This window comes from Pseudomonas fluorescens (genome assembly GCF_900215245.1).
Lineage (GTDB): Bacteria > Pseudomonadota > Gammaproteobacteria > Pseudomonadales > Pseudomonadaceae > Aquipseudomonas > Aquipseudomonas fluorescens.
Window position 1 is genome coordinate 654,641 of sequence record NZ_LT907842.1, and the last position, 23,122, is coordinate 677,762.

Below are 23,122 nucleotides of genomic sequence, written 5' to 3' on the forward strand. Positions count from 1 at the left end.
GGCAGGAATGGAGAGCTGCAATGAACGAACAGATGGATCTTATCCCTAGACGGGTAGAAGGCGCATTGATCCACCAGCGCACTGCTGATGGATACGTGAATGCAACTGCAATGTGCAGTGCCTCAGGCAAAGGATTTCACGATTACTCGAGGCAGGTAGTGACCGGAGAGTTCCTATCAGAACTTTCTAGGTCGAACGGCATCCCCATTGATTCATTGGTAATCACCGTAATAAACGGCCCTGTCGAAGCACGTGGGACTTGGGTTCACCCGGACGTTGCAATCAACCTAGGTCAATGGTGCTCCCCACGTTTCGCAGTAGCGGTAGCTACCTGGGTAAGAGAGTGGCTTGCAGAAAAAGCAAACCCACAAAACTTGCCGTACCATATGAAAAGGTATATGGCCAACAGAGGGGCCGTTCCACCTACTCATTTTTCAATGCTGAACGAAATGGCGCTAGTGTTGATAGGTCCTATGGAGGATGCTGGCTACAGGCTGCCAGACAGAATGCTCCCGGACATCTCGGAAGGCCGTATGTTTTGCAAGTGGCTTAGGGATACCAAAGGTATCGATACCGATGCCCTCCCAACATACCAACATCGGTTTGAAGATGGCCGGGTAGTGTCGCCAAAGCTTTATCCCAACGAGGTGCTCGGTGACTTTAGAGACCATTTTCACAGAGTCTGGCTCCCTCAAAAGGCTGTCGCATACTTTAAAGATCGCGACGCCCAAGCGCTTCAATACCTCCCACTATTAATTGGCAACAACAAATAGCACCTGACAGCAGGCCGGAACAGGCACGCGACACGGTGATCCACCACTGGTGGAAGATGCGTCCAAAACTGGACGCATCAAATCCGCGCCACGTTTTCACATCTCGCAAAACGTGGCGCGGAACCTGGCATACCAAAATGGGAGGCCAGGTTCAGCCCCCTGGGGGTTGGATGGATTTGAAATCCGACCAACTTCCCCCACTGGGGAGAGTTCCTCAAATTGATGAAAAGTCCCACCACTCCACAGTCACTTCCTGCACCGCAGGATGAATGACTGGGCTGAAAACTCAGCCGTGTATCACTTTGGCTGTCGCCAACTTACTGCAACAAAAATCCCCTCGCCTCGACCAGCAAAACCAACTATTTCAGTCCCGTTCCGTCCCGTTACATGTAACACATGAGGTGCACCTAAAAAGCACTGGATAAATGATCAGATCATGCCTAATGTGAGTTTTTGAGCCACTCAAAACCCATTCGAGGCAGCACCTATGAACACAGCTAAGCCCGCCCGAGGACGTCAGCACAAACCAACTCGCTCCGAAGTTGCTGCCGCCTGGGGCCGCCTTCGCGAAGCCGCAGCAGACGGAAGCGTTCAAGCATCCGCCCTGCTGATAGCCCTTGCTGAAAACAAACCAGTCATCGCCATGGAATCGCCAGCCGCATGACTGATCGCGATAAAGCCGGCAAGTGGAAGCCAGGACAGTCGGGTAATCCCGGCGGCCGATCCGGCCAGACGCAAGAGCTGCGCGCCCGGCTCGCGGAAGGTGCAGACGCCGTGACAAAGAAGGTTCTGACAGCAGCCAAGAAGGGCGATATGCAGGCTTGCCGACTGATCCTTGAGCGCCTGGTACCGCCAATCAAGCCAACTGCCGAGACAGTGTGCTTCGAACTCGACGACACCGACCTACCCAGCGCAGCCAAATCAATCCTTCGCGCAGTTGCCGCCGGCGAGCTACCGCCCGACCAGGGCAAAGCATTGATCGAAGGGCTAGGCGCTGTTGCCCGGGTAATCGAAGTTGCCGAGCTACAGAAGGCCGTTGAAGAACTCCGTGAACAGATGGAGGGAATGCGGCAATGAGCATTAAATGGATGCGCGCCGAGCTCAAGCGAATTGCAGAAAAGATCGGCGCCGAAGACGAAGAAACAGTGCTCGTTATGTTGACGGTGGTGGACTGCAGGGTTGACGCGGTTGAGGAGGAGATGGACTACCCCAACACAGTGGGCCACTCCTTCAACTATCCCGTCCTCGGCGTACAGACGGTCATGCACTTCCCACTGTGCACCATGAACAGCTATGACGCGGCCAATCTGGCAGAGGCGTTCATTCTCCACGTCCGCGCAATTGAAAGCCTCCGCCGCCCCGCTCCGGTAGGTGTGATGGATATGCGGCCATTCCCAAGTTCTGGTGCCTGGATCTTCCCGCCATTGGCTGACGGGCAAGACATCAAAAGTCATGTCGCCGAACAGTACCGGCTGATCCTCGATGCCCGCCATGAACATCCGTAGCCAGGTGGCCAAGCTGCGTCAGCAATCCGGGCTCACTCAATTCAATCGTGACGTGCGAGAGATCAGCGCCCTTATGGATGAGTTGCACCTAGCAGCAGCCGGCGGTGGCACCCGAGAAAACGTTTCCCTACTCGAGATCCTGAGCGAAGCCTCAGACCAAAACCGGCCGAACCACGGCCAAACAATCAAAAGGTAACTCAATGAAAATCGGCAAACGATCCGTCCTCAAAGTTGGCTTGGCCAACCTCCATTACTCCGAATACGAGCACTCCCAGGTAGAGGCAAGAACCTTCAATATTCAGCGCCCCGATGGCACCAAAGGAACCTGGCAGGCCGGTGGCTTGCTGAAGTCGGTTCGCCATTTGCAGGGCTTGTCGCTAGAGGCGTTCAAGGACCTCGGAGAAGAAATTCTCTCGATTCGCGAGAACAAGGACCTCAACGCCGCAGCCATTGAGCGCAAGGGCAAGGAGCAGATCGATGGAATCATCCCCGCCCTGATGCCGGCGATGGAGAAGGCGGCAAAAGATATGCTCACGTTGGCACAAACAGTGGCCAGCGGCTTTGCAGCGGTGACGCCTCGCGCCAGCTCAGACGTTGTTGGCTTCCTGGCTGATCAGGAGCTACGCGCCATCGTGCGATGCCTCAAGCCGGAAGAGCGCCAGCGACTAGTCGCTGAGGCGCGCGCAGGCAGTCACCCTGATGTTGTAGAGGCGGTGCTAAGGGCAAACCCAATGCTCTCCGGACTATCGCCAGAGGCGGCTGACAGTCTTTCTCGCGCAGGTATTGCCGCGTCCCGCGCCGAAGACATTGAAGGGCTAAAGCAGATGCTAGCGATCTACGATGACGTGCTGGCCACCGCCTCCAATGCTGGTGTCGCACTGAGCGGCATGGTTGCCAATTCGAATGGGTACACCGGCCGGTTTGAGAAGTGGCGATCGGGCTGCGAGGGCTCCGAAGCGCTTCGTGACTGGTTGAGCAAACTCCCGGCAAAGCATCAACCAAAATCTGGCGCCGCGGAAAGCAAGCAATCCGATACCGAATGACCAATAAGCGCGGGGCGTATCACATCGATCGCCCTCCAGCGGAGAGACGCATATGACCACTGCCAAGATCCGCCGAATGCTGGAAGTCATCCGTGATGAGCTCAAGCCCTGCGAGATGCTGGTTGTAACCGTACCGCCAGACAGCGCCCGCCCCGTCACCCATTGGTGGGCCTCATTGGAGCTGGCCAGAAAGCACCGAACCGTCGCTATGAGCTGCGACGCATCGCTAGCTGCAGAGATTGTTCAGCACCTCCATGACCTCGACAGAAATTCACAGAAAACGGCGGTCTTGTTCCCCGAGCACACCACCCCGAGATCAGATTATTTGATCACCCCAGGCCAGGGCAGTACCGCCGCGCAGTTAGCCGCTGATGCCTATCGAGAAATGAGAAAAACAGAATGACCACATACCAAGAACGATTTACCGAGGCGTGCAAGACGCAACGTTTTCAATCGCACGAGCTGATACAAGGCCCGGATGCCGGATATCTGGTTTGGGAAGTGCAGCACCCCAGCAATGGGCAGAAGGTCGTCATCGACGGCCCGTTCTTTACCGAGGAGGAAGCCCGGGTTTCGGCCGACCTGATGCGGGGAACATTCCGCGGCGCCCGGGCCAGCGAAGCGATCTACAACCGGGTGTGGAACTACGACCCGCGCCAGGAGCAACTGACTATCGACCAGGCGCATATGTCGCGCGCAGTTCTTGCCATTCGCCTGGGGCTTCCAGCCCCCTCCACCAATCCATAGGAGGCCCCATGACCGCTACAGCAATTGAATACGCTCCACTCACCACCATCAAACTGTGTGGGCAGCTACGACAGTTCGGTAAGTCCTACCAGTTCTCCGTCCGAACGCCAGCCGAGGCGATCAAAGCACTGTCAGTGCAGATCCCAGGGTTTGAACGGTTTCTGTCTAACGCAAAGTCTCGCGGGCTCGTGTTCGTGGTCTTTCGAGGCAAGAAAAATATCGGTGAGGGTGAGCTTGGATTTCAAGGCAAAGGCGACATCATCATTGCCCCTGTGATCTTAGGCAGCAAACGCTCTGGAGTTCTGCAAACAGTCATCGGCGCCGTGCTGATCGCAGCCTCATTCTTCACGTTCTGGGCACCTCCAGTATCAGCAGGTCTATTTGCATCTGGCGTGGGTATGGTCGCCGGCGGTGTTATTCAAATGCTCAGCCCGCAGGCAGGTGGCCTCAAGACCAGCGCAGCGCCGGAGAACACCCCAGGCTATGCCTTCGGCAGTGCTAAGAACACCACGGCATCCGGAAACCCAGTACCGCTGTGTTACGGCAAGCGGCGGGTAGGCGGCGCGCTCATTAGTGCCGCGATCTATGCAGAGGATCAAGCTTGAGCATCCGATAGATTTACGAGCCTTATGCGCCCTTAAATATATTTAGCCTCTAACGCAGAAAGCTTTCTAGCAATCGCATCAGTGGCCGCGTAGATAGCGCCCCTTTTCTCGGCCACTGTCTCATCCGTTTTCCCACTGAAGATCTGACCTACGCCACGCGTGCTAGTCGGCTTGCGGCTATCGGGGGTCACATACTTTTGTTTTGCCTGCTCATGCACCAGCTCTCTAATGCGAGCGGAAAGATCATTAGAATAGTTTTGCCATTCCCAATCGTTTTTAACCACTACCTTATCAAGCAGAACACACTGGTCTCTGAACGATCGTAAAGCCTTACCCACGAGGCCCGTTTCGCCTAATTCGGTCGATTGATCAGATCCCTCTGCATACGAACGAATCCATCGAGCCTCTAAGATATTCAAAGCAGCTTCGACCTCTCTGAGCGCCACATTAGCATCCCAAACAACGCCTAAAGCCTTTCCATGAATGATTTGCAGCTTCCAGCTATTCCATCCCTTAAAAGCAAGCCCCGCGAGCAGAACCGCTGCAATGGCTTGAATAAGAGCAGATACAGAATTTATTAAACCGAATGCCTTATCCGTGCTCTCAGGCCTTCCGTCCGTGAGCGTCGAATAAAAAATCGCACAAACAAGTATGGCGAAAGCAGCCAACAATCCATAGAAACCAAAAGAGTAGTGATTTTTCATCTAGAAAAAGGCCCAAATCAAATAGTCATGATACCTATCACTAGGGTGTTTCACATGGTATGCCTATCCAGATACAGGCTTATTTTGCCTTTTCCGTGCTTTTCGCTTGATAAGTAACACCCATAGTGCAACAGTATTAGTAGAACGCCCTAACTGATACAGGCACCCATCATGTTCATCCGCGCATACCTCCGAGCCTCCACCGAAGAACAAGACGCCGGCCGTGCCCGGGCGTCGCTCGAGCAGTTCGCCAGCGACCATAACAAGGTCATTGCAAGCGAGTACCTGGAGAACGCCAGCGGAGCGACTGCGGACCGGCCTGAATTGCTGCGCCTGCTCAAGGATGCCCGGAAGGGTGATGTACTGCTGGTGGAGTCAATAGACCGCCTCTCACGCCTTCCTGTGGAGGATTGGCAGAAGCTAAAGACCGCTATCGACTCCAAGGGCTTGCGCATCGTCGCGCTTGACCTGCCGACCAGCCATCAGGGAATGCAGGACACTAAAGGTGACGAGTTCACCAGCCGGATGCTGGGCGCAATCAACTCGATGTTGGTGGAGATGATGGCGGCGATCGCACGCAAGGATTACGAGCAGCGTCGCGAGCGACAGGCACAGGGCATCGAGAAGGCGAGAGCCGCCGGCAAGTACCAGGGCCGGCCAGTCGACGAAGATCTGCACAAGCGCGTTTCGGAACTGCTCGGCGCCGGCCTGGGCATTCGCGCGACAGCGCGGCACGCCAACTGTTCAACCACTACGGTATTACGTATTCGTGACCTAGTACGGTAATAACACAACTCACCTTCCTCACCAGCTTAGGACTACGAATGGAACAAGATCATCCCCTAGGTGAAGGCATCACCTACGACAATTACTACAACTCAAGTCTGAGCAATCTCGATGCAGCCACGTGCGAAGCAGTCGCAGTTGGGCAAGCTATAGGTCGTCAAATGGCCAAGCCCCATATCGGATACTCAACCCAAATATTTACCCGCCTATGCGGACACGCGATGTCCCTTATGCGCGCAGTTCCTCGAACACGCTGGGTTATAGCGGACTTTGAAGATTGGGATTTCGGGTGCGCGGCGGGCCACAGCAGAGCAATCATTGAAGGTTTTTTGTTATTCCTCTACATCATTGAGGAGCCTTCATGCGCCCAGGAGTGGTCATCTAAATTAAATGTGATGCACTTAAATGACTGCTGTAGACGCATAAAACTGCTGACAAATTCGAACGCAATGGAAGATGTGGAAGGGCTCACTGAGCAGGCTGAGGAACTCAGGGGCAGACTACGAGGTAACGAATGGTTCTTGAGTCTAAACGCATCGGTTCAGAAGCGATGTCTGGCGGGAGACAATCTCATGATTGCAAACCGCGACGAGATGCTTGAAAAGGCGGCCTGGGACAAAAAAGATTTTTATGCAAACTGGGATCTTCTATCTCAATATGCGCACGTCCTTCCAATTTCGTTTTATAGAATGGAGCCAAACGGCCGCGGCACTGGCATCGAAAACGATACAGACAAAGCCTATATCGCCCTGACCATGCAACTCAGCGCAGAAACACTTGAGAAAGCTACTGACCTGCTCGTGGAAGCTTTCCCTTATACCGCAGCAGTCAGAAAGGGCATTCAATCAAAATTTTCGCCCGGACCACGAAGCAATAGGCCGATAGCACCTGCAGCCAACAAGAAGAAAAAGATAAGAAAGAAATGAGCTAGATGCCGACTAAAGGCTTCGCCTGCACCCGCCATGCACCCATGGAAAACGAGAAGGGGAAGCAGAAATGGCTGCAGGCGTTGAATAATATGGTGTCCCAGGGCCGGTTCGAACGGCCAACCTTCCCCTTAGGAGGGGGATGCTCTATCCAATTGAGCTACTGGGACAAATGTCAGCCATCAGGCCTAAGACGCGGCGACGGACGGCGTGCATGTTAACGGCCGAGGTGGGTTTTGTCATGTCGTCCGTAGGCTTTTTGAGTGTAGGCCGATCCTTGTTCAGAGAATGTCGGTTTCGTCCCGCAACCACGGGCCCCTGAGCGCTATCGTGCAAAATGCACTCCCCCAAAATGCCATCATTGCAAATTGCAACCTATCGAGCCTCTGAAGTAGACTCAAGCCGTTGATTTTATTGGAATAATAGATTGGCACGGGACCTGCAATACTTCTCCTACAAGCCCCATTCAGCCACGGCGTTAAGCGGAGAACATGACCATGAACAGTGCCCTTCTGTTAGCCCTCAACACCATCGCCCTGGCTGTACTGGTGATGTTCCATTTTCAGTCGACTGGCAGCAACGATCCAGCCCAGCTCAGCCAGGCAGTGCCGCACCATCTGCAACAACGCCCGCAACTGGCGGTGATGACGCCCAACGCACAATCACCGGTACGCCTGACCCAAGGCACCCAGGCCGCACCCGCATCTGAACATTGGGTTTTCTGAGGAAATCGCTCGTGACCAAATCCGCCTGGCTATTTTTAAGCCTGACTATTCTCGCAGGCATCCTGGGCCTGAATACCCATTCGCAAGATGGACAAACTAGCGCGTTTGTTGCCGCTGGCGTGTTTGCAAGCCTCCTCCTGCTGTCGCTCATCGTCGGCCGCAAAATCAAATTCGACCCGGTTTTACGCTGACCCCACCTCCTCCCCCTCGTTCGACCTTACGTCGCCCCGCCCTAGTAAATCAGCAAATTGCCACTAGTCTTAAAGGTGAGGGCAAAATGCCACTTTGCGATAGGATGTGCGGCCTCAACCCCTGAGCAGCCTTGGAATTACGGGAAGTTCCGTTCAAGAATGGCTCATTGGAAAGTTTTCAAACCAGTCCGCAAAAATGCAAATGAATGCTGGCATTAAGCCTTTAGGCAGTTCAATATTTGTCACAGAATTGACGCCAAGGAAATGTCAAATCTGAGGCATGATGCGGCCTCTTTGCAATTCGGGTTGAACTTTGGTCGTGAGCCTTGTCTTAACACTCATCTTGCGGCCAATTCCAAAAACCGCTCCCCTGAACTAACCGGTTAAATATATGCGCCCATTGAAACAGGCAATTTATTCCAGCCGTACGGCTGACAAGTTCGTCGTACGTCTGCCAGACGGAATGCGGGAACGCATTGCCGAGGTGGCTCGCAATCATCACCGCAGCATGAACTCCGAAATCATCGCGCGCCTGGAACAGAGCCTTATTCAGGAAGGTGCGTTGGGTGAAGAGTTGAGCATGCGCCTGGACAGCCCCGAGCTGTCACTGCACGAACGCGAACTGCTGCAGCGTTTTCGTCAGCTCTCCCACCGCCAGCAAAATGCCCTCGTCTCGCTTATTGCGCACGACGTTGAGGCGGCCGCAGAAGCCAATTGATCTGCAACTGAAAGCCGAAGCCAGCCATGTGCTGGCTTTTTTTTGCCTGCGATTTGGGAAAGGAAGGTAAGGAATAGCCAGCAAAGCGGGAGCAGATCTGCTCCCGCAGGAATGGATCAGAGCAGGAAGATGGTCGCCAACCCCAGGAAGATGAAAAACCCACCACTGTCGGTCATGGCCGTAATCATCACACTGGCGCCCATGGCCGGGTCACGCCCAAGACGGGCCAGGGTCATGGGGATCAGCACCCCCATCAGCGCAGCCAACAGCAAGTTAAGGGTCATGGCAGCCGTCATCACGACACCCAGCGACCAGCTGCCATACAGCAAGTAGGCCACCACTCCGATCACACCACCCCATACCAAGCCGTTAATCAGGCCCACGGCCAACTCTTTGCGCAGCAGGCGCGAAGAATTGGCGGTACTCACCTGGTCCAACGCCATCGCGCGCACGATCATGGTGATGGTCTGATTACCGGAGTTGCCGCCGATACCGGCCACAATCGGCATCAGCGCCGCCAGGGCCACCAGCTTCTCGATAGAGCCTTCGAACAGCCCAATCACGCGCGAGGCAATGAAGGCTGTGATCAGGTTAATTGCCAGCCAGGCCCAACGGTTATGCAGAGAACGCCAGACCGAGGCAAATATGTCTTCCTCTTCACGCAAACCCGCCATGTTGAGGACTTCGGTTTCACTCTCTTCACGAATCAGGTCGACCATTTCATCGATGGTCAAACGGCCTATCAACTTACCGTTCTTGTCGACCACCGGTGCCGAGATCAAGTCATAGCGCTCAAACGCTTGCGCAGCCTCGTAGGCGTCTTCATCCGGGTGAAAACTCACCGTATCGCTGGCCATCAAATCCGCAACTTTCTTGTCGGGATCATTTACCAGCAGGCGCTTGATCGGCAGCACGCCCTTGAGAATGCCTTCGTAGTCGACCACAAATAATTTGTCAGTATGGCCAGGCAGCTCTTTGAGGCGACGCAGATAACGCAGTACCACTTCCAGGCTGACATCTTCGCGGATGGTGACCATCTCGAAGTCCATCAGCGCACCGACCTGGTCCTCGTCATAGGACAGCGCAGAGCGCACGCGCTCGCGTTGCTGACTGTCGAGCGCTTCCATCAGCTCATGGACAACATCTCGAGGCAGCTCAGGGGCGAGGTCAGCCAGTTCGTCGGCGTCCATCTCCTTGGCGGCGGCCAGGAGCTCATGATCGTCCATGTCGGCGATCAGGGTTTCACGGACCGAGTCGGATACTTCAAGGAGGATGTCGCCGTCACGGTCAGCCTTGACCAACTGCCAGAGGGTCAGACGATCATCCAACGGCAAGGCTTCAAGGATATAGGCGACGTCGGCGGAGTGCAGGTCATCGAGTTTGCGCTGCAACTCGACGAGGTTTTGCCGGTGAACCAGGTTTTCAACGCGGTCGTGGTGCGGACCTTCCTGGCGGTGCGTGAGGTCTTCGACCACGCGCTGACGCTGCAGCAGCTCGATGACTTGAGCCAGGCGATCCTGCAGGCTGTCTTGTGTTTTCTTTACTTCTACTTCGGTCATAGGCGAACTCCACTCCCAGCAGCGGGGCACGCCGGAAGGATCAATCAGTCAATTCATGATTGGTAAAGCGGGGTACTGAGTAACTACTGGGTAAGTCCATGGAGGTATTCCACAAGCCCCGGCGGGGCTGACGGGCGCAATGATACACGCTGCGCACGCTTTTAACGTTAAAAAACTGGAAATTACAAGCGCTTGCGAGCCAAAGCTAAGCATCGGCTGGATTTATGAACTGCGACGACACAGCTCGAAGGGAAAACACATGGAACGCAAGAAAAGATGAAGCCCAGGATCAATCCTACACAAACCCCAGACGGCAAAAAGCCCGCACTAGGCGGGCTTTTTGTTTGTATGGTGCACTCGACAGGATTCGAACCTGTGACCGCTCGGTTCGTAGCCGAGTACTCTATCCAGCTGAGCTACGAGTGCAGATTGTGTTTTTAGACCAGATCACAACTGGTTGGAGCCGAGTCACCTGCATTGCTGCAATTGACTCTTAAATGGTGCACTCGACAGGATTCGAACCTGTGACCGCTCGGTTCGTAGCCGAGTACTCTATCCAGCTGAGCTACGAGTGCATTTGTTGCCGCGCATTATAGGCCGTTCAATCTCTATGTAAAGCTATTTTTTCGAGTATTTTCAACAACTTACCGAAAAAACCAGATTGCAACGTACTAAGCAAATAATGGCGGAGAACGGGGGATTCGAACCCCCGACACCCTTTTGAGGTGTACTCCCTTAGCAGGGGAGCGCCTTCGGCCACTCGGCCAGCTCTCCGCAACACGGGGCGTATATTAACCACGTTCATCCCCGTTTGCAAACATAAAAAACGATAAAAATTAAAGGCTTGGTTCTTCGTCCTTCTCTTTCTTGATCCGCAGGTAGATTTCCTCGCGGTGGACAGCTACCTCTTTCGGAGCGTTAACCCCGATACGTACTTGATTGCCTTTGACGCCGAGCACGGTCACGGTGATTTCGCCATCACCGATAATCAGGCTTTCTGCGCACCGACGAGTCAGAATCAGCATAGCTTTCACCTCACGCATTTCAGTTCAGGAACAACAGTCTGCAAAAAAAAGGCGTTCGACCTACAACCTGATGGCCATAGCCCTAACGACCTAAGTATTGTCGAGCGCACGCAAAAGACCATGCGCTCCACAAAAAATGAAAGGCGCGGTATACCGCGCCTTCCTGGTATCGCCTCACTCGCCCGGTCGGGCCGGAGCGTCCAGCTCAAAAGCGGTATGCAACGCGCGCACAGCCAGCTCCAGGTACTTCTCTTCGATCACCACCGAGACTTTGATTTCCGAGGTGGAGATCATCTGGATGTTGATGCTTTCCTTGGCCAGCGCCCCGAACATACGGCTGGCAACACCGGCATGGGAACGCATGCCGACACCCACGATCGACACCTTGGCAATCTTGATATCCCCGATCACTTCACGCGCGCCAATCTGGCTCGCGGTGTTCTCCAGGATCTTGTGGGCCGCATCGTACTCGTTGCGGTGCACGGTGAAGGTGAAATCGGTGGTGTTATCGTGCGAAACGTTCTGCACGATCATGTCGACTTCAACATTCGCGTCGCTGATAGGCCCGAGAATCTTGAAAGCCACGCCCGGGGTGTCTGGCACGCCACGGATCGTCAGCTTGGCTTCATCGCGGTTGAAAGCGATGCCGGAAATGATCGGCTGTTCCATGGATTCCTCTTCATCAATAGTAATGAGGGTGCCCGGACCCTCTTTGAAGCTGTGCAATACGCGCAGCGGAACGTTGTACTTGCCGGCGAACTCCACCGCGCGGATCTGCAACACCTTGGACCCGAGGCTGGCCATTTCCAGCATCTCTTCAAAGGTGATCTTGTCCAGACGCTGGGCCACGGACACCACACGCGGGTCGGTGGTGTACACACCGTCCACATCGGTATAGATCTGGCATTCATCCGCCTTGAGAGCCGCTGCCAGCGCCACGCCGGTAGTGTCCGAACCACCACGACCGAGGGTGGTGATGTTGCCCTGCTCATCCACACCCTGGAAGCCCGCTACAACTACCACGCGCCCGGCTTTCAGATCTGTGCGGATTTTCTGATCGTCGATCTGCAGGATGCGCGCCTTGGTATGCGCACTGTCGGTCAGGATGCGTACCTGGCTGCCAGTGTAGGACACGGCCGGCACACCACGCTTGTTCAGCGCCATGGCCAGCAATGCGATGGTCACCTGCTCGCCGGTGGACACAATCACATCCAACTCACGCGGCAGTGGCTGTTGATCACCACTGATTGCCTTGGCCAGTTCGATCAGGCGATTGGTCTCGCCGCTCATGGCCGACAGCACCACCACCAAGTCGTCGCCGGCATCGCGGAATTTCTTAACCTTGTCGGCGACCTGCTCGATTCTTTCGACAGAGCCGACCGAGGTGCCTCCAAATTTCTGTACGATCAAAGCCATTTCTAAGCCGCCTCAGCCCGTAAAGGGGCGCCCAATAAACAATCTTCCAGCAACCGAACAAGCCCATGACTAGACCATGGGCCGGTTAACAGCGCCTTAAATGCCAGCCTCGACGAACGGCACGGTCAGAGCCAGGGCCGCGTCCAGGGCACCGGCGTCTACACCACCGCCTTGCGCCATGTCCGGACGACCACCGCCCTTCCCGCCCACTGCCGCGGCGGCTTGCTTCATCAAATCACCGGCCTTGAGTTGGCCAGTCAGGTCTTTGGTTACACCGGCAACCAGAACGACCTTTTCCTCATGGACACCGCCGAGCAGGATCACTGCGCGGCCGAGCTTGTTCTTCAACTGATCGACCAAGGCCAACAGCGCCTTGCCATCCTGACCGTCCAGGCGCACCGCGAGGACTTTCACACCTTTAACGTCCAGAGCCGCAGCCGACAGATCGTCGCCCGCCGCGCTGGCCGCCTTGGCCTGCAACTGCTCCAGCTGTTTCTCCAGCGCACGGTTGCGCTCCAGAACGGCCGACAGTTTGTCGATCAGGTTGTCGCGGCTGCCCTTGACCAGGCCGGCCGCTTCCTTGAGTTGTTCTTCAGCCGCATTGAGGTAGGCCAGGGCCGCAGCGCCGGTCACCGCCTCAATACGACGCACGCCGGACGCCACACCGCCTTCGCTGAGGATTTTCAGCAGGCCGATGTCGCCGGTGCGGCTGGCGTGGATACCGCCACACAGCTCCACGGAGAAGCTGCCGCCCATGCTCAGTACGCGCACATCGTCGCCGTACTTCTCGCCAAACAGCGCCATGGCGCCTTTTTTCTTGGCGGTCTCGATATCGGTTTCTTCGGTTTCCACCGGCGTGTTCTTGCGAATTTCAGCGTTGACGATGTCTTCCAGCGCCTTGATCTGCTCAGGCTTGATCGCTTCAAAGTGGCTGAAGTCAAAACGCAGGCGCTGGCTATCGACCAACGACCCCTTCTGCTGCACATGCTCACCCAGTACCTGACGCAGCGCGGCGTGCAGCAAGTGAGTGGCCGAATGGTTCAGAGCGGTTGCATGCCGTACGTCGGCATCGACCTGCGTATCGACCGGCGCACCGACCGTCAAGTTACCGAGTACCAGCACGCCGTGATGCAGGAATGCACCGCCGGTCTTGGTGGTATCGCGCACTTCAAAACGACCCGACGTCGAGCTCAGGAAACCACAATCACCCACCTGGCCACCGGACTCGGCGTAGAACGGCGTCTGGTCAAGCACCACCACCGCTGCCTCGCCTTCATTCAACACGTCGACCGACTTACCGTCTTTATACAGGGCAACGATCTTGGCCGAACCCACAGTTGCCTGGTAGCCGATGAACTCGGTGGGCACATCGACCTTGACCAAGGTGTTGTAGTCCAGGCCAAAGGAGCTGGCGGAACGGGCACGTACACGCTGGGCCTCCATCTCACGCTCAAAACCGGCCTCATCGACGGTCAGCTCCCGCTCACGGGCGATGTCGGCGGTCAGGTCCATCGGGAAACCGTAGGTGTCATACAGCTTGAACACCACGTCGCCCGGCACCACGGTGCCTTTGAGCTCGGCCAGGTCCTGCTCCAGAATCTTCAAGCCGTGCTCCAGGGTCTTGGAGAACTGCTCTTCTTCAGCCTTGAGCACGCGCTCGATATTGGCCTGCTGCTGCTTGAGTTCCGGGAAGGCATCGCCCATCTCGGCCACCAGCGCGGCAACGATTTTGTAGAAGAAGCTACCGGTCGCACCCAGCTTGTTACCGTGGCGGCAGGCGCGACGGATGATACGGCGCAACACGTAACCGCGACCTTCGTTCGACGGCAGTACACCGTCAGCGATCAGGAAGCTGCAGGAACGGATATGGTCCGACACGACCTTGAGCGAAGACTGGTTGTCGTTGGCGCAACCAATGGCTGCGGCCGAAGCGCTCAGCAGGTTGGTGAACAGGTCGATTTCGTAGTTGGAGTGAACGTGCTGCATCACCGCACTGATCCGCTCCAGGCCCATGCCGGTGTCAACCGACGGCGCCGGCAGCGGGTGCAACACGCCATCGGCGGTGCGGTTGAACTGCATGAACACGTTGTTCCAGATTTCAATGTAACGGTCGCCATCTTCTTCCGGCGAGCCGGGTGGGCCGCCCCAGATGTCGGCGCCGTGATCGTAGAAAATCTCGGTGCAGGGGCCGCACGGGCCGGTATCGCCCATGGTCCAGAAGTTGTCGGATGCGTAGGGCGCGCCCTTGTTATCGCCGATGCGGATCATGCGCTCGACCGGTACGCCGACTTCTTTGGTCCAGATGTCATACGCTTCGTCGTCCGTCGCGTAGACGGTGACCCACAGTTTTTCCTTGGGCAGCTTCAACACGCCGGTCAGGAAGGTCCAGGCGAACGTAATCGCGTCTTTTTTGAAATAGTCGCCGAAGCTGAAGTTACCCAGCATCTCGAAAAAAGTGTGGTGACGAGCGGTGTAGCCGACGTTTTCCAGGTCGCTGTTCTTGCCGCCGGCGCGTACGCACTTCTGGCTGCTGGTCGCGCGGGTATAAGCGCGCTTTTCCTGGCCCAGGAAGCAGTCCTTGAACTGGTTCATCCCCGCGTTAGTGAACAGCAGGGTTGGGTCGTTGCCTGGGATCAAGGAGCTGGAGGCTACACGGGTGTGACCTTGCTCTTCGAAGAAGCGAAGGAAGGCTTCACGGATTTCTGCGCTTTTCATTAGGTTCTTCCACGGAGTCTGAGGCCAAAGGCCAGTGCGCAACATCATCAGACGGAGCGACGGCAAAGGGCCGCATTATATCGGCCCTTTGCCAGTGGTACAGCGTGTTTATGTGATAGAAACAGTCAATTAGACGGTCTGCACTGTCATTTTCGGGAAAACTCGACAAATGTCTGCACGACCTGCTCGATCTGCGCCCGGCTGACGTCCAGATGAGTGACCATGCGCAGGCGCGGCGCGGCGCTCAACTTGATCCCGCGCTCGGCAGCAAACGCCTTCAAGGCCTGAGCCTGGTCGCCGATCTGCACGTACACCATGTTGGTCTGAACCGGCTCCACCGCGTAACCGGCCTGGCGCAACGCATCCCCCAGCCATTGGGCATTGGCGTGGTCATCGGCCAGGCGCTGCACCTGATGATCCAGCGCATACAGCCCCGCTGCCGCCAGGGAACCGGCCTGACGCATACCGCCGCCGACCATCTTGCGCAAGCGGCGCGCCTTGGCGATCAAGGCCGTGGAACCGCACAACACCGAACCCACTGGCGCACCCAGGCCTTTGGACAGGCACACCGACACGGAATCGAAATGCTGGGCAATCTCCCGCGCCGGCACGCCAAGCTTGACCGCCGCGTTATAAATACGCGCGCCATCCAGATGCAGCGCAAGGCCGTGTGCCTGCGTGAACGCACGCGCCTTCGCCAGGTACTCCAGCGGCAGCACCTTGCCCTGCATGGTGTTTTCCAGCGCCAGCAGGCGGGTGCGGGCGAAGTGGAAGTCATCGGGTTTGATCGCCGCCAACACCTGGTCCAGGTCAAGGCAGCCGTCTGCCTGCACCTCCAGCGGCTGCGGCTGGATCGAACCGAGGACGGCCGCACCGCCGCCTTCATATTTGTAGGTATGGGCTTGTTGCCCGACGATGTATTCCTCGCCGCGTTCACAGTGGGCCATCAACGCCAGCAAGTTGCTCATGGTGCCGGTGGGCACGAACAACGCCGCCTCGAAGCCCAGGCGCTCGGCCAACTCGGCCTCCAAATGGTTGACGCTGGGGTCTTCGCCGTAGACATCGTCGCCGCTGACGGCAGTGGCCATCGCGTCGAGCATGCCGGGGGTGGGTTGGGTCACGGTGTCGCTACGCAGGTCGATCACAGACATGAAACAAGCCTCTAACGGGTGTGTAAGTTCCTTTTATGGCTGATTACTGCGGGTAAAGCCACGGAATATCAAGCCCCCATCAGCTTCAATCGAATACCAACCAAACAAACCGATATAGGTTATCGATAAGGCGATCGTGCAGTTTTTGAAAAACCATGTTAAAAACTCTCCGCCGCCAGGGTTCTGGCGGCAACGTTCTCAGGGCGGGGTGTAATTCCCCACCGGCGGTAATTGCACGCAACGTGCATAGCCCGCGAGCGCTTGGCGCCTTGAACTGCTCACGCAGGTCGGCGGCAAGGTCAGCAGACCCGGTGTGATCCCGGGGCCGACGGTCATAGTCCGGATGAAGAGAGAACGGGATTGGCACCTAAGGGCCGCGCGCCGTATTCATGCTTGCATGACGCGGCTGTTCGTACCCTTAAATCCCATTCGATTCATAACGCCCTGTTTTTTTCTTAAACAGGAGTCAGAACATGCAACCCACCGCAATCGACAGCAAAAGCAAAAACCACCACGGCGAGCGCGTCGCGTTTATCCAGGCCTGCTGGCACAAGGATATTGTCGACCAATCCCGTAAAGGCTTCCTCGCCGAAATGATCGCCCAGGGCTACCAGGAATCGGACATCGATTTCTTCGAAGTCGGCGGCGCCTTTGAAATGCCCCTGCACGCCAAGCTGCTGGCCAAGACCGGCCGTTACGCCGGTATCGTTGCCGCCGCGCTGGTGGTGGACGGCGGCATCTACCGTCACGAATTCGTCGCCCAGTCCGTCGTCAGCGGCCTGATGCAGGTTCAGTTGGAAACCGAAGTGCCGGTGTTCTCGGTGTCCCTGACCCCGCACCATTTCCACGCCGGCAGCGAACACCACACGTTCTTCTACGAGCACTTCGTGCACAAGGGCCAGGAAGCTGCGCGCACCTGCGCCGACACCCTGCACAAGGTCCGCGCGATCCGTCGCAGTGAGCCACGGGCCGTAGCCGTTTAAGCAACACCGCAAACTAATGTGGGAGGGGCTTGTGTGGGAGTCGGGCTTGCCCGCGATGCAGTCACCGCGGTGTGTCAGCCACACCGCGGTGATGCTATCGCAGGCAAGCCAGCTCCCACACAAGCCCGCTCCCAGCTGTAGCTCCGGTTAAGCCTGAAGATTTATGCCAACCCGGCATCCGTGGTCGGCACGATCAATATCCCCGCGCGCAAACCATTCTTCACCTTCGGGTTCGGGAAGATGATGCGGGCGCCCTCCTCCTCGATTACCCAACGGGTCTTGGCCACGTCTTCGGCCAGCAGATACCCCTTCGCCAACGGCGAAAAGTTTTCCACGTCCGCCGGTAAATGCAGCAGGAATGCATCGCTGTGCTTGATGACTTCCCGGGACACGGCAAACAGCTGCAAGCCATCCAGGCTCTCGGTCTCGGGCTCGGTGCCCTCGATGATCTGCTTGAGCCGGGTTTCCAGGCGGGACACATCCACGCCTTGGTTATGCCCGAACGGCCGCGCCTTGCCCAGTTCCAGCGTGAAGGCTTCGGCCTCCAACTGCTCGTAGGTAAACGCCGTAAAGGTGATGGAGGTCTTGCTCTGCAGCAGCACAGCCTGCATGCCGGCAGCGCACAGACGCGCCAGTTCGTGGCGCGAATGGCGTCGCCCATCTTTCCACGGGTACAGCGCAAACTGCTCGATCTTCGAACCGCGAATGGCGGTGTGCAGGTCGTAATGCAGGCGCGAACGGCCGGGCAGGCTGAAAAAGGTGCGGGCCAGTTGCTCAAGCTCGGCGGCGCGCATGGCCTCCGGGCCGATGTTTTGTTCATGACGGCCGTTGAACAGCCGGTTGACGTCCAATTCCAGGTAACGCTCGCCGCGGCGCATGGCCTCGGGGTTACCGAACAGGAACAGAATACGGGCGCGGGGTTTGATCTCGCCACGGGCGATGCCATGCAACAGGCGGTCGAGCAGTTCGATCGGCGCCGTTTCGTTGCCATGGATGCCGGATGACAGCAGCACGTCGCTGCCGTTGTCCAAGGCCTGCGGCGGGCGCACTTCAAGTGCGCCCTCGCTGAGCCAGCGCATCTGCACGCCGTCGACAGTCAGTTGAATTTTTTGCGCCGGTTCACGACCGGCGAGGGTCAGTTCAAGCAATTTGCCGAGGGCGAGCATAAGCAGCTTCCTTAGTGGTTGCAGCCTGGGCCGTGGACGTGATCGTCGTCGTCACCTTCGACGTCGGCCGGTTCCATTTCCAGTTGCAGGCTCATCAGGTTGGTCGCCAATGGGCGCATCAGCAGGTTGGCGTACTCGGCGTCGCCTTCTTCCACATCCACACCGATCAACAGTTGGCCACGGCCATCGTGCTGGATCCAGATTTCCTTGCCCTGCCACACCACGGCGACGCGGGTGCAGGAAGTTTCCAGCTGGGTGCCGTCGGTGTCTTCAAGGATCAGTTTCAGGGTGTCGGTGGTCATAAAATAGTTCTCAGCCCTAGGGTGTAAAAAGAGGTGCGTTAATTGATCTGGAAAGGGTAAACCGAGCCCAGTTTAAGGATTTGCGTCAGTTCATCCAGTGCCGTCCGGCACTCAAGCAGCAACTGCGGGTCAGCCAGGTCGGTTTCACGCAGGCTGTCGCGGTAGTGCTTGTCGACCCATTGGGTCAGCGTGTCGTACAACGGCGCCGTCATGATAACGCCTGGATTCACCGCCGCCAGTTCCGTTTCGTTCAACGCCACACGCAAGCGCAGGCACGCCGGGCCACCGCCGTTCTGCATGCTTTGCTTGAGGTCGAAGACGTTTACTTCGCGGATCAGCCCACCGGACGCCGTCAGGCCTTGCAGGTATTGCCAGACGCGCTCGTTGGCGCGGCACTCTTCCGGCACGATCAGCAGCATCGAGCCGTCGGCGCGGGTCAGCAACTGGCTGTTGAACAGGTAGGACCGCACTGCATCTTCGACACTGACTTGAGCGCGCGGTACGCACACCGACTGGAAGTTGCCGCCCAGTTTGCCCAACTTGCCGTGCAACTCGGCGAGCATCTGCTCGGTGTTGAGGAAGGCGTCCTCGTGATAGAACAGCACCTCGCCGTTGCCCACCGCAATCACGTCGTTGTGGAACACACCGGCATCGATCACTGACGGGTTCTGCTGCGCGTAGACCACGCCGTCGTCCTTCAAGCCGTGCAAGCGCGCGACGGCCTGGGAGGCTTCAAGGGTCTGGCGCGCCGGGTATTTCTGCGGGGCCGGGTAACGGGTGTCGACCGCACTGCGGCCAAACACGAAGAACTCGACACCGGCTTCGCCATAGTCACGGCAGAAACGCGTGTGGTTGGCCGCGCCTTCGTCGCCGAACTGCGCCACCGCCGGCAACGCAGCGTGGTGGGCAAAGTGCTTCTGGTCGGCGAACATCGCCCCCAGCACGCGGCTGGTGGTCGGGTGTTCGATGCTGCGGTGGTATTTGCAGTTGAGGTTGGCGGCGGTGAAATGCACGCGGCCATCTGCCGTATCGGCGCTCGGGCTGACGGTGGCGGCGTTGGCCACCCACATGCTCGATGCCGAGCAACTGGCAACCAGCAGCGGCATGGCGTGCTTGGCTGCCTGCTGGATCACCTGAGCGTCGGTGCCGCTGAAACCGAGGTTACGCAAGGCGCCCACGTCAGGTCGCTCCTGCGGTGCGAGTACGCCTTGCACAAAGCCCATGTCCATCAGGGCTTTCATTTTTTGCAGGCCCTGCAACGCCGCTTCCTTGGGGTTCGAAGACTGCTGGCTGTTGCTCTGGGACGCGACGTTGCCGTAGGACAAACCGCCGTAGTTATGGGTCGGCCCCACTAGACCGTCAAAATTGACTTCATAGGATTTCATCGGCGAGGCTCCACGAACATCTGTTTTTATAGGCATCTGGTGCAGATCTATAGCTGTAAACCCATTCAACTGTGGGAGCTGGCGTGCCTGCGATCCAGGCGACTCGGTCTTTCAGTAAAACCGAGGTGAGGCTATCGCAGGCAAGCCAGCTCCCACATTTAGATCAGTGTCAGCTTCACTTCAGCGTTATACCTGGCGTCAGCGTGGCTGGAACCACCAGGCTCGGCGTTTCCAGGGACGCCACCGGGTACGCGCAATAATCCGCGGCGTAATAGGCACTGGCGCGATGGTTGCCCGAGGCGCCCACACCGCCGAACGGCGCCGTGCTGGCGGCGCCGGTCAACTGTTTGTTCCAGTTGACGATACCGGCACGGCTTTCCAGCCAGAACTGCTGGTAGCGCGCTTCGGAGTCGGACAACAAGCCCGCGGCCAGGCCGTACTGGGTGTTGTTGGCCTCGGCAATCGCCCCGGCAAAATCAGCGTAGCGGACCACCTGCAACAGTGGGCCGAACAGTTCTTCATCTGCGCGCTCGGCCACACCGGTCACGTCGATGATGCCAGGGGTCAGCAGCGCGGCCTGAGCCTGCGGCTGGGTCATTTCCAACAGCGCCACCGCGCCATTGGCCAGCATCTGCGCCTGGGCGTCCATCAAGGCTTTGGCCGCGCCAAGGGAAATCACCGAGCCCATGAACGGCGCTGGCTGCTGGTCGAACGCGCCAACTGCAATCGTCGCGCTGACCGCCACCAGGCGCGCCAGCAACGCATCGCCCCAGGCGCCTTGCGGCACCAGCAAGCGGCGTGCACAGGTGCAACGCTGGCCGGCAGAAATAAACGCCGACTGGATGATGGTGTAGACCGCCGCATCCACGTCGGCCACTTCGTCGACGACCAACGGGTTGTTGCCGCCCATTTCCAGGGCCAGGATCTTGTCCGGGCGCCCGGAGAACTGCTGATGCAAGTGGTTGCCGGTGCGGCTCGAACCGGTAAAGAACAACCCGTCGATGCCCGGGTTGGCCGCCAGCGCGATGCCGGTTTCGCGCGCGCCTTGCAACAGGTTAAGCACACCCGCCGGCAAACCGGCTTCGATCCAGCATTGCACGGTCAGCTCAGCGACTTTTGGGGTCAGCTCGCTCGGCTTGAACAGCACAGTGTTACCCGCCAACAACGCCGGGACGATATGCCCGTTCGGCAAGTGGCCAGGGAAGTTGTACGGGCCGAACACCGCCACCACGCCGTGGGGTTTGTGGCGCAACACAGCGGTGGCATCGCCCAGCGGGCCGCTCTTTTCGCCGGTACGTTCACGGTAGCTTTGCACCGAAATGTCAATCTTGTTGGCCATGCTGGTGACTTCAGTGGCCGATTCCCAGAGTGGCTTGCCGGTTTCCTCACCGATGCAACGGGCGATCTCATCCGCGCGGCGTTTCAAGCTGGCGGCGAAGGCTTCCAGCACGCTGATGCGCTCTTCCAACGGGCGCCGCGCCCAGCCCGGGAATGCCTGGCGTGCAGCCTGTACGGCGGACTCGACCTGCTCGGCGGTGGCGCCATTGCCGGCCCACAGCACCTGCTGGGTCACCGGGTTGCGCGATTCAAACAGCTCACCCTGGCCGGCCAGCCAGCTACCTGCGATGTACAGCGAATTCATTATTTCGACTCCCGAGCAGCAGACAACGGAACAGCACGCACTTGATCACCCACCACCAGTTGCAGGCGCTTGGCGGTCAACGGATCGACCACCAGCGTGCCTGCCGCCAGACGGGCCGGTGCGGCGGTAATGCGGCACTCCTCGCGCTTGCGGTTATGGATCAGGAACGGCGTGGCGTCGTCCCCCGGCGTGCCGATGGCCAACACCAGCGACTGGCTGTCGCGCACCGCACGGATTTTACTGGTCTCACATTCCACCGCCGGGCCGGCGTCAAAGATGTCGACGTAGCCCTGGTAGCTGAAACCTTCGCTCTTGAGCATGCTCAGCGCGGGCTCGGTATCCGGGTGGACCTTGCCGATCACGTTGCGCGCGTCCTCGGAAAGGAAGCAGCTGTACAGCGGAAACTTCGGCATCAGCTCGGCGATAAACGCCTTGTTGCCCACGCCAGTCAGGTAGTCGGCCTGGCTGAATTCCATCTTGAAGAAGTGCCGGCCCAGACTTTCCCAAAACGGTGAACGCCCGGCTTCGTTGGACACACCACGCATCTCGGCAATGATCTTGTTGCCGAACAGCTGCGGGAATTCAGCGATAAACAGCATGCGCGCCTTGGCCAGCATGCGGCCGTTGAGGCCGTTGCGGTAATCGGCATGCAGGAACAACGAGCACAACTCGGAATTGCCGGTGAGGTCGTTGGCCAAAAACAGCGTCGGGATCTCACGGTAGATGTTCAGCTCCTGGGAAGCGCTGACGGTCAGCCCCACCCGGAAGTTATACCAAGGCTCACGCAGGCCGACGGCACCGGCGATGGCAGAAATACCCACCACGCGGCCTTCGTCGTTTTCCAGCACGAACAGGTAGTCGGCATCACCCCGCCCGGCTTCGCCGCGAAAGGTTTTTTCCGCCCAGCCAACCCGGTGGGTCAGGCGCTCTTCGTTGGCCGGCAAGGTGGTGAGGCCGGTGCCGGTGCTGCGCGCCAGATCAATCAGGGCCGGTAAATCGCTGCTGCGTACGGGACGAACGATCATGCTATCTCCTCAAACAGGCCGCTGTTGCCA

25 protein-coding genes, 4 tRNA genes and 1 riboswitch are annotated in these 23,122 nt (G+C 57.8%); of the genes, 14 read left to right on the forward strand and 15 right to left on the reverse strand.

Features of this window, described 5'->3' with window-relative positions; genetic code table 11:
- Positions 1-20 precede the first annotated feature (20 nt).
- From CPH89_RS03025 to CPH89_RS03060, 8 genes are all read left to right on the forward strand, one after another.
- Positions 21-773 (forward strand): KilA-N domain-containing protein, encoded by a 753-nt coding sequence (locus tag CPH89_RS03025; RefSeq protein ID WP_053257598.1) that lies wholly within the window; start codon positions 21-23, stop codon positions 771-773.
- Positions 774-1,433: 660 nt separating this feature from the next.
- Complete coding sequence (locus CPH89_RS03030) at positions 1,434-1,850, forward strand: DUF5681 domain-containing protein (protein WP_017138405.1); 417 nt, start codon at positions 1,434-1,436, stop codon at positions 1,848-1,850.
- Positions 1,847-2,278, forward strand: a complete 432-nt coding sequence (locus CPH89_RS03035) for a hypothetical protein (protein WP_053257599.1) — start codon at positions 1,847-1,849, stop codon at positions 2,276-2,278. Before CPH89_RS03030 ends, CPH89_RS03035 begins: the two co-directional genes overlap by 4 nt.
- The gene (locus CPH89_RS30340) at positions 2,265-2,474 is read left to right on the forward strand and encodes a hypothetical protein (protein ID WP_104814129.1); all 210 of its coding nucleotides are present in this window, start codon (positions 2,265-2,267) and stop codon (positions 2,472-2,474) included. The genes CPH89_RS03035 and CPH89_RS30340 overlap by 14 nt, the downstream gene beginning before the upstream one ends.
- Positions 2,475-2,478: 4 nt before the next feature.
- Entirely contained in the window at positions 2,479-3,321 is an 843-nt protein-coding gene (locus tag CPH89_RS03045; RefSeq protein WP_053257600.1) for a hypothetical protein, read from the forward strand.
- Positions 3,322-3,373: 52 nt separating this feature from the next.
- On the forward strand, positions 3,374-3,724 hold the full coding sequence (locus tag CPH89_RS03050) for a hypothetical protein (protein WP_053257601.1): 351 nt from the start codon (positions 3,374-3,376) through the stop codon (positions 3,722-3,724).
- Entirely contained in the window at positions 3,721-4,068 is a 348-nt protein-coding gene (locus CPH89_RS03055) for a hypothetical protein (protein WP_053257602.1), read from the forward strand. The genes CPH89_RS03050 and CPH89_RS03055 overlap by 4 nt, the downstream gene beginning before the upstream one ends.
- A gap of 8 nt (positions 4,069-4,076) precedes the next feature.
- Positions 4,077-4,673, forward strand: coding sequence for a tail assembly protein (locus tag CPH89_RS03060; protein ID WP_053257603.1), 597 nt, complete (start codon positions 4,077-4,079; stop codon positions 4,671-4,673).
- A 32-nt stretch (positions 4,674-4,705) separates the two neighbouring features.
- Here CPH89_RS03060 and CPH89_RS03065 read toward each other — a convergent pair whose 3' ends face one another.
- Positions 4,706-5,377 (reverse strand): hypothetical protein, encoded by a 672-nt coding sequence (locus CPH89_RS03065; RefSeq protein WP_053257604.1) that lies wholly within the window; start codon positions 5,375-5,377, stop codon positions 4,706-4,708.
- Positions 5,378-5,548: 171 nt separating this feature from the next.
- Here CPH89_RS03065 and CPH89_RS03070 point away from each other — a divergent pair, with 171 nt between their 5' ends.
- Together CPH89_RS03070 and CPH89_RS03075 are read left to right on the forward strand one after the other, a co-directional pair.
- Entirely contained in the window at positions 5,549-6,163 is a 615-nt protein-coding gene (locus CPH89_RS03070; RefSeq protein ID WP_053257605.1) for a recombinase family protein, read from the forward strand.
- 38 nt (positions 6,164-6,201) lie between these two features.
- Positions 6,202-7,089 carry a hypothetical protein gene (locus CPH89_RS03075; RefSeq protein WP_053257606.1) on the forward strand — a complete coding sequence of 296 codons (888 nt, stop codon included), beginning with the start codon at positions 6,202-6,204 and terminating at the stop codon, positions 7,087-7,089.
- Between the two features lie 93 nt (positions 7,090-7,182).
- On the opposite strand, the gene CPH89_RS03080 is transcribed toward CPH89_RS03075, so the two are convergent.
- A tRNA-Arg gene (locus CPH89_RS03080) sits at positions 7,183-7,259 on the reverse strand.
- Between the two features lie 327 nt (positions 7,260-7,586).
- On the opposite strand from CPH89_RS03080, the gene CPH89_RS03090 reads away from it, so the two are divergent.
- The 3 genes from CPH89_RS03090 (at position 7,587) to CPH89_RS03105 (ending at position 8,723) form a co-directional block, all read left to right on the forward strand.
- Positions 7,587-7,814 (forward strand): hypothetical protein, encoded by a 228-nt coding sequence (locus tag CPH89_RS03090; protein WP_053257607.1) that lies wholly within the window; start codon positions 7,587-7,589, stop codon positions 7,812-7,814.
- Between the two features lie 11 nt (positions 7,815-7,825).
- On the forward strand, positions 7,826-8,005 hold the full coding sequence (locus CPH89_RS03095) for a PA3371 family protein (RefSeq protein WP_053257608.1): 180 nt from the start codon (positions 7,826-7,828) through the stop codon (positions 8,003-8,005).
- A 391-nt stretch (positions 8,006-8,396) separates the two neighbouring features.
- On the forward strand, positions 8,397-8,723 hold the full coding sequence (locus CPH89_RS03105) for an Arc family DNA-binding protein (protein WP_003193592.1): 327 nt from the start codon (positions 8,397-8,399) through the stop codon (positions 8,721-8,723).
- 116 nt (positions 8,724-8,839) lie between these two features.
- Here CPH89_RS03105 and mgtE read toward each other — a convergent pair whose 3' ends face one another.
- The 8 genes from mgtE to ltaE form a co-directional block, all read right to left on the reverse strand.
- Positions 8,840-10,282 (reverse strand): magnesium transporter, encoded by a 1,443-nt coding sequence (gene mgtE / locus CPH89_RS03110; protein WP_053257609.1) that lies wholly within the window; start codon positions 10,280-10,282, stop codon positions 8,840-8,842.
- Positions 10,283-10,631: 349 nt separating this feature from the next.
- Positions 10,632-10,708: transfer RNA gene (locus tag CPH89_RS03115), tRNA-Arg, on the reverse strand.
- Positions 10,709-10,780: 72 nt separating this feature from the next.
- A tRNA-Arg gene (locus tag CPH89_RS03120) sits at positions 10,781-10,857 on the reverse strand.
- A 108-nt stretch (positions 10,858-10,965) separates the two neighbouring features.
- Positions 10,966-11,056, reverse strand: a tRNA-Ser gene (locus tag CPH89_RS03125).
- 62 nt (positions 11,057-11,118) lie between these two features.
- Entirely contained in the window at positions 11,119-11,307 is a 189-nt protein-coding gene (gene csrA, locus CPH89_RS03130) for a carbon storage regulator CsrA (protein ID WP_003175645.1), read from the reverse strand.
- Between the two features lie 174 nt (positions 11,308-11,481).
- The gene (locus CPH89_RS03135) at positions 11,482-12,723 is read right to left on the reverse strand and encodes an aspartate kinase (protein WP_053257610.1); all 1,242 of its coding nucleotides are present in this window, start codon (positions 12,721-12,723) and stop codon (positions 11,482-11,484) included.
- 96 nt (positions 12,724-12,819) lie between these two features.
- On the reverse strand, positions 12,820-15,438 hold the full coding sequence (gene alaS, locus CPH89_RS03140; RefSeq protein WP_053257611.1) for an alanine--tRNA ligase: 2,619 nt from the start codon (positions 15,436-15,438) through the stop codon (positions 12,820-12,822).
- 146 nt (positions 15,439-15,584) lie between these two features.
- Positions 15,585-16,589: a low-specificity L-threonine aldolase gene (gene ltaE / locus CPH89_RS03145; RefSeq protein WP_053257612.1), complete on the reverse strand. Its 1,005-nt coding sequence runs from the start codon at positions 16,587-16,589 to the stop codon at positions 15,585-15,587.
- Between the two features lie 190 nt (positions 16,590-16,779).
- Positions 16,780-16,949: riboswitch (FMN riboswitch) on the forward strand.
- Between the two features lie 113 nt (positions 16,950-17,062).
- Here ltaE and CPH89_RS03150 point away from each other — a divergent pair.
- Entirely contained in the window at positions 17,063-17,572 is a 510-nt protein-coding gene (locus CPH89_RS03150; RefSeq protein WP_003233516.1) for a 6,7-dimethyl-8-ribityllumazine synthase, read from the forward strand.
- Positions 17,573-17,733: 161 nt separating this feature from the next.
- Here the strand turns inward: CPH89_RS03150 and astE are convergent, their stop codons facing one another.
- The 5 genes from astE to astA all read right to left on the reverse strand — a co-directional run bounded on the left by astE (position 17,734) and on the right by astA (position 23,092).
- Positions 17,734-18,738, reverse strand: a complete 1,005-nt coding sequence (gene astE, locus CPH89_RS03155; RefSeq protein WP_053257613.1) for a succinylglutamate desuccinylase — start codon at positions 18,736-18,738, stop codon at positions 17,734-17,736.
- 11 nt (positions 18,739-18,749) lie between these two features.
- On the reverse strand, positions 18,750-19,040 hold the full coding sequence (locus CPH89_RS03160; protein ID WP_003214319.1) for a hypothetical protein: 291 nt from the start codon (positions 19,038-19,040) through the stop codon (positions 18,750-18,752).
- 38 nt (positions 19,041-19,078) lie between these two features.
- Positions 19,079-20,425: an N-succinylarginine dihydrolase gene (gene astB / locus CPH89_RS03165; RefSeq protein ID WP_053257614.1), complete on the reverse strand. Its 1,347-nt coding sequence runs from the start codon at positions 20,423-20,425 to the stop codon at positions 19,079-19,081.
- 175 nt (positions 20,426-20,600) lie between these two features.
- The gene (astD, locus tag CPH89_RS03170; RefSeq protein WP_162232031.1) at positions 20,601-22,070 is read right to left on the reverse strand and encodes a succinylglutamate-semialdehyde dehydrogenase; all 1,470 of its coding nucleotides are present in this window, start codon (positions 22,068-22,070) and stop codon (positions 20,601-20,603) included.
- A complete protein-coding gene (gene astA / locus CPH89_RS03175) occupies positions 22,067-23,092 on the reverse strand; it encodes an arginine N-succinyltransferase (RefSeq protein WP_053257616.1) in 1,026 nt (341 codons plus the stop codon). The genes astD and astA overlap by 4 nt, the downstream gene beginning before the upstream one ends.
- Positions 23,093-23,122 lie beyond the last annotated feature (30 nt).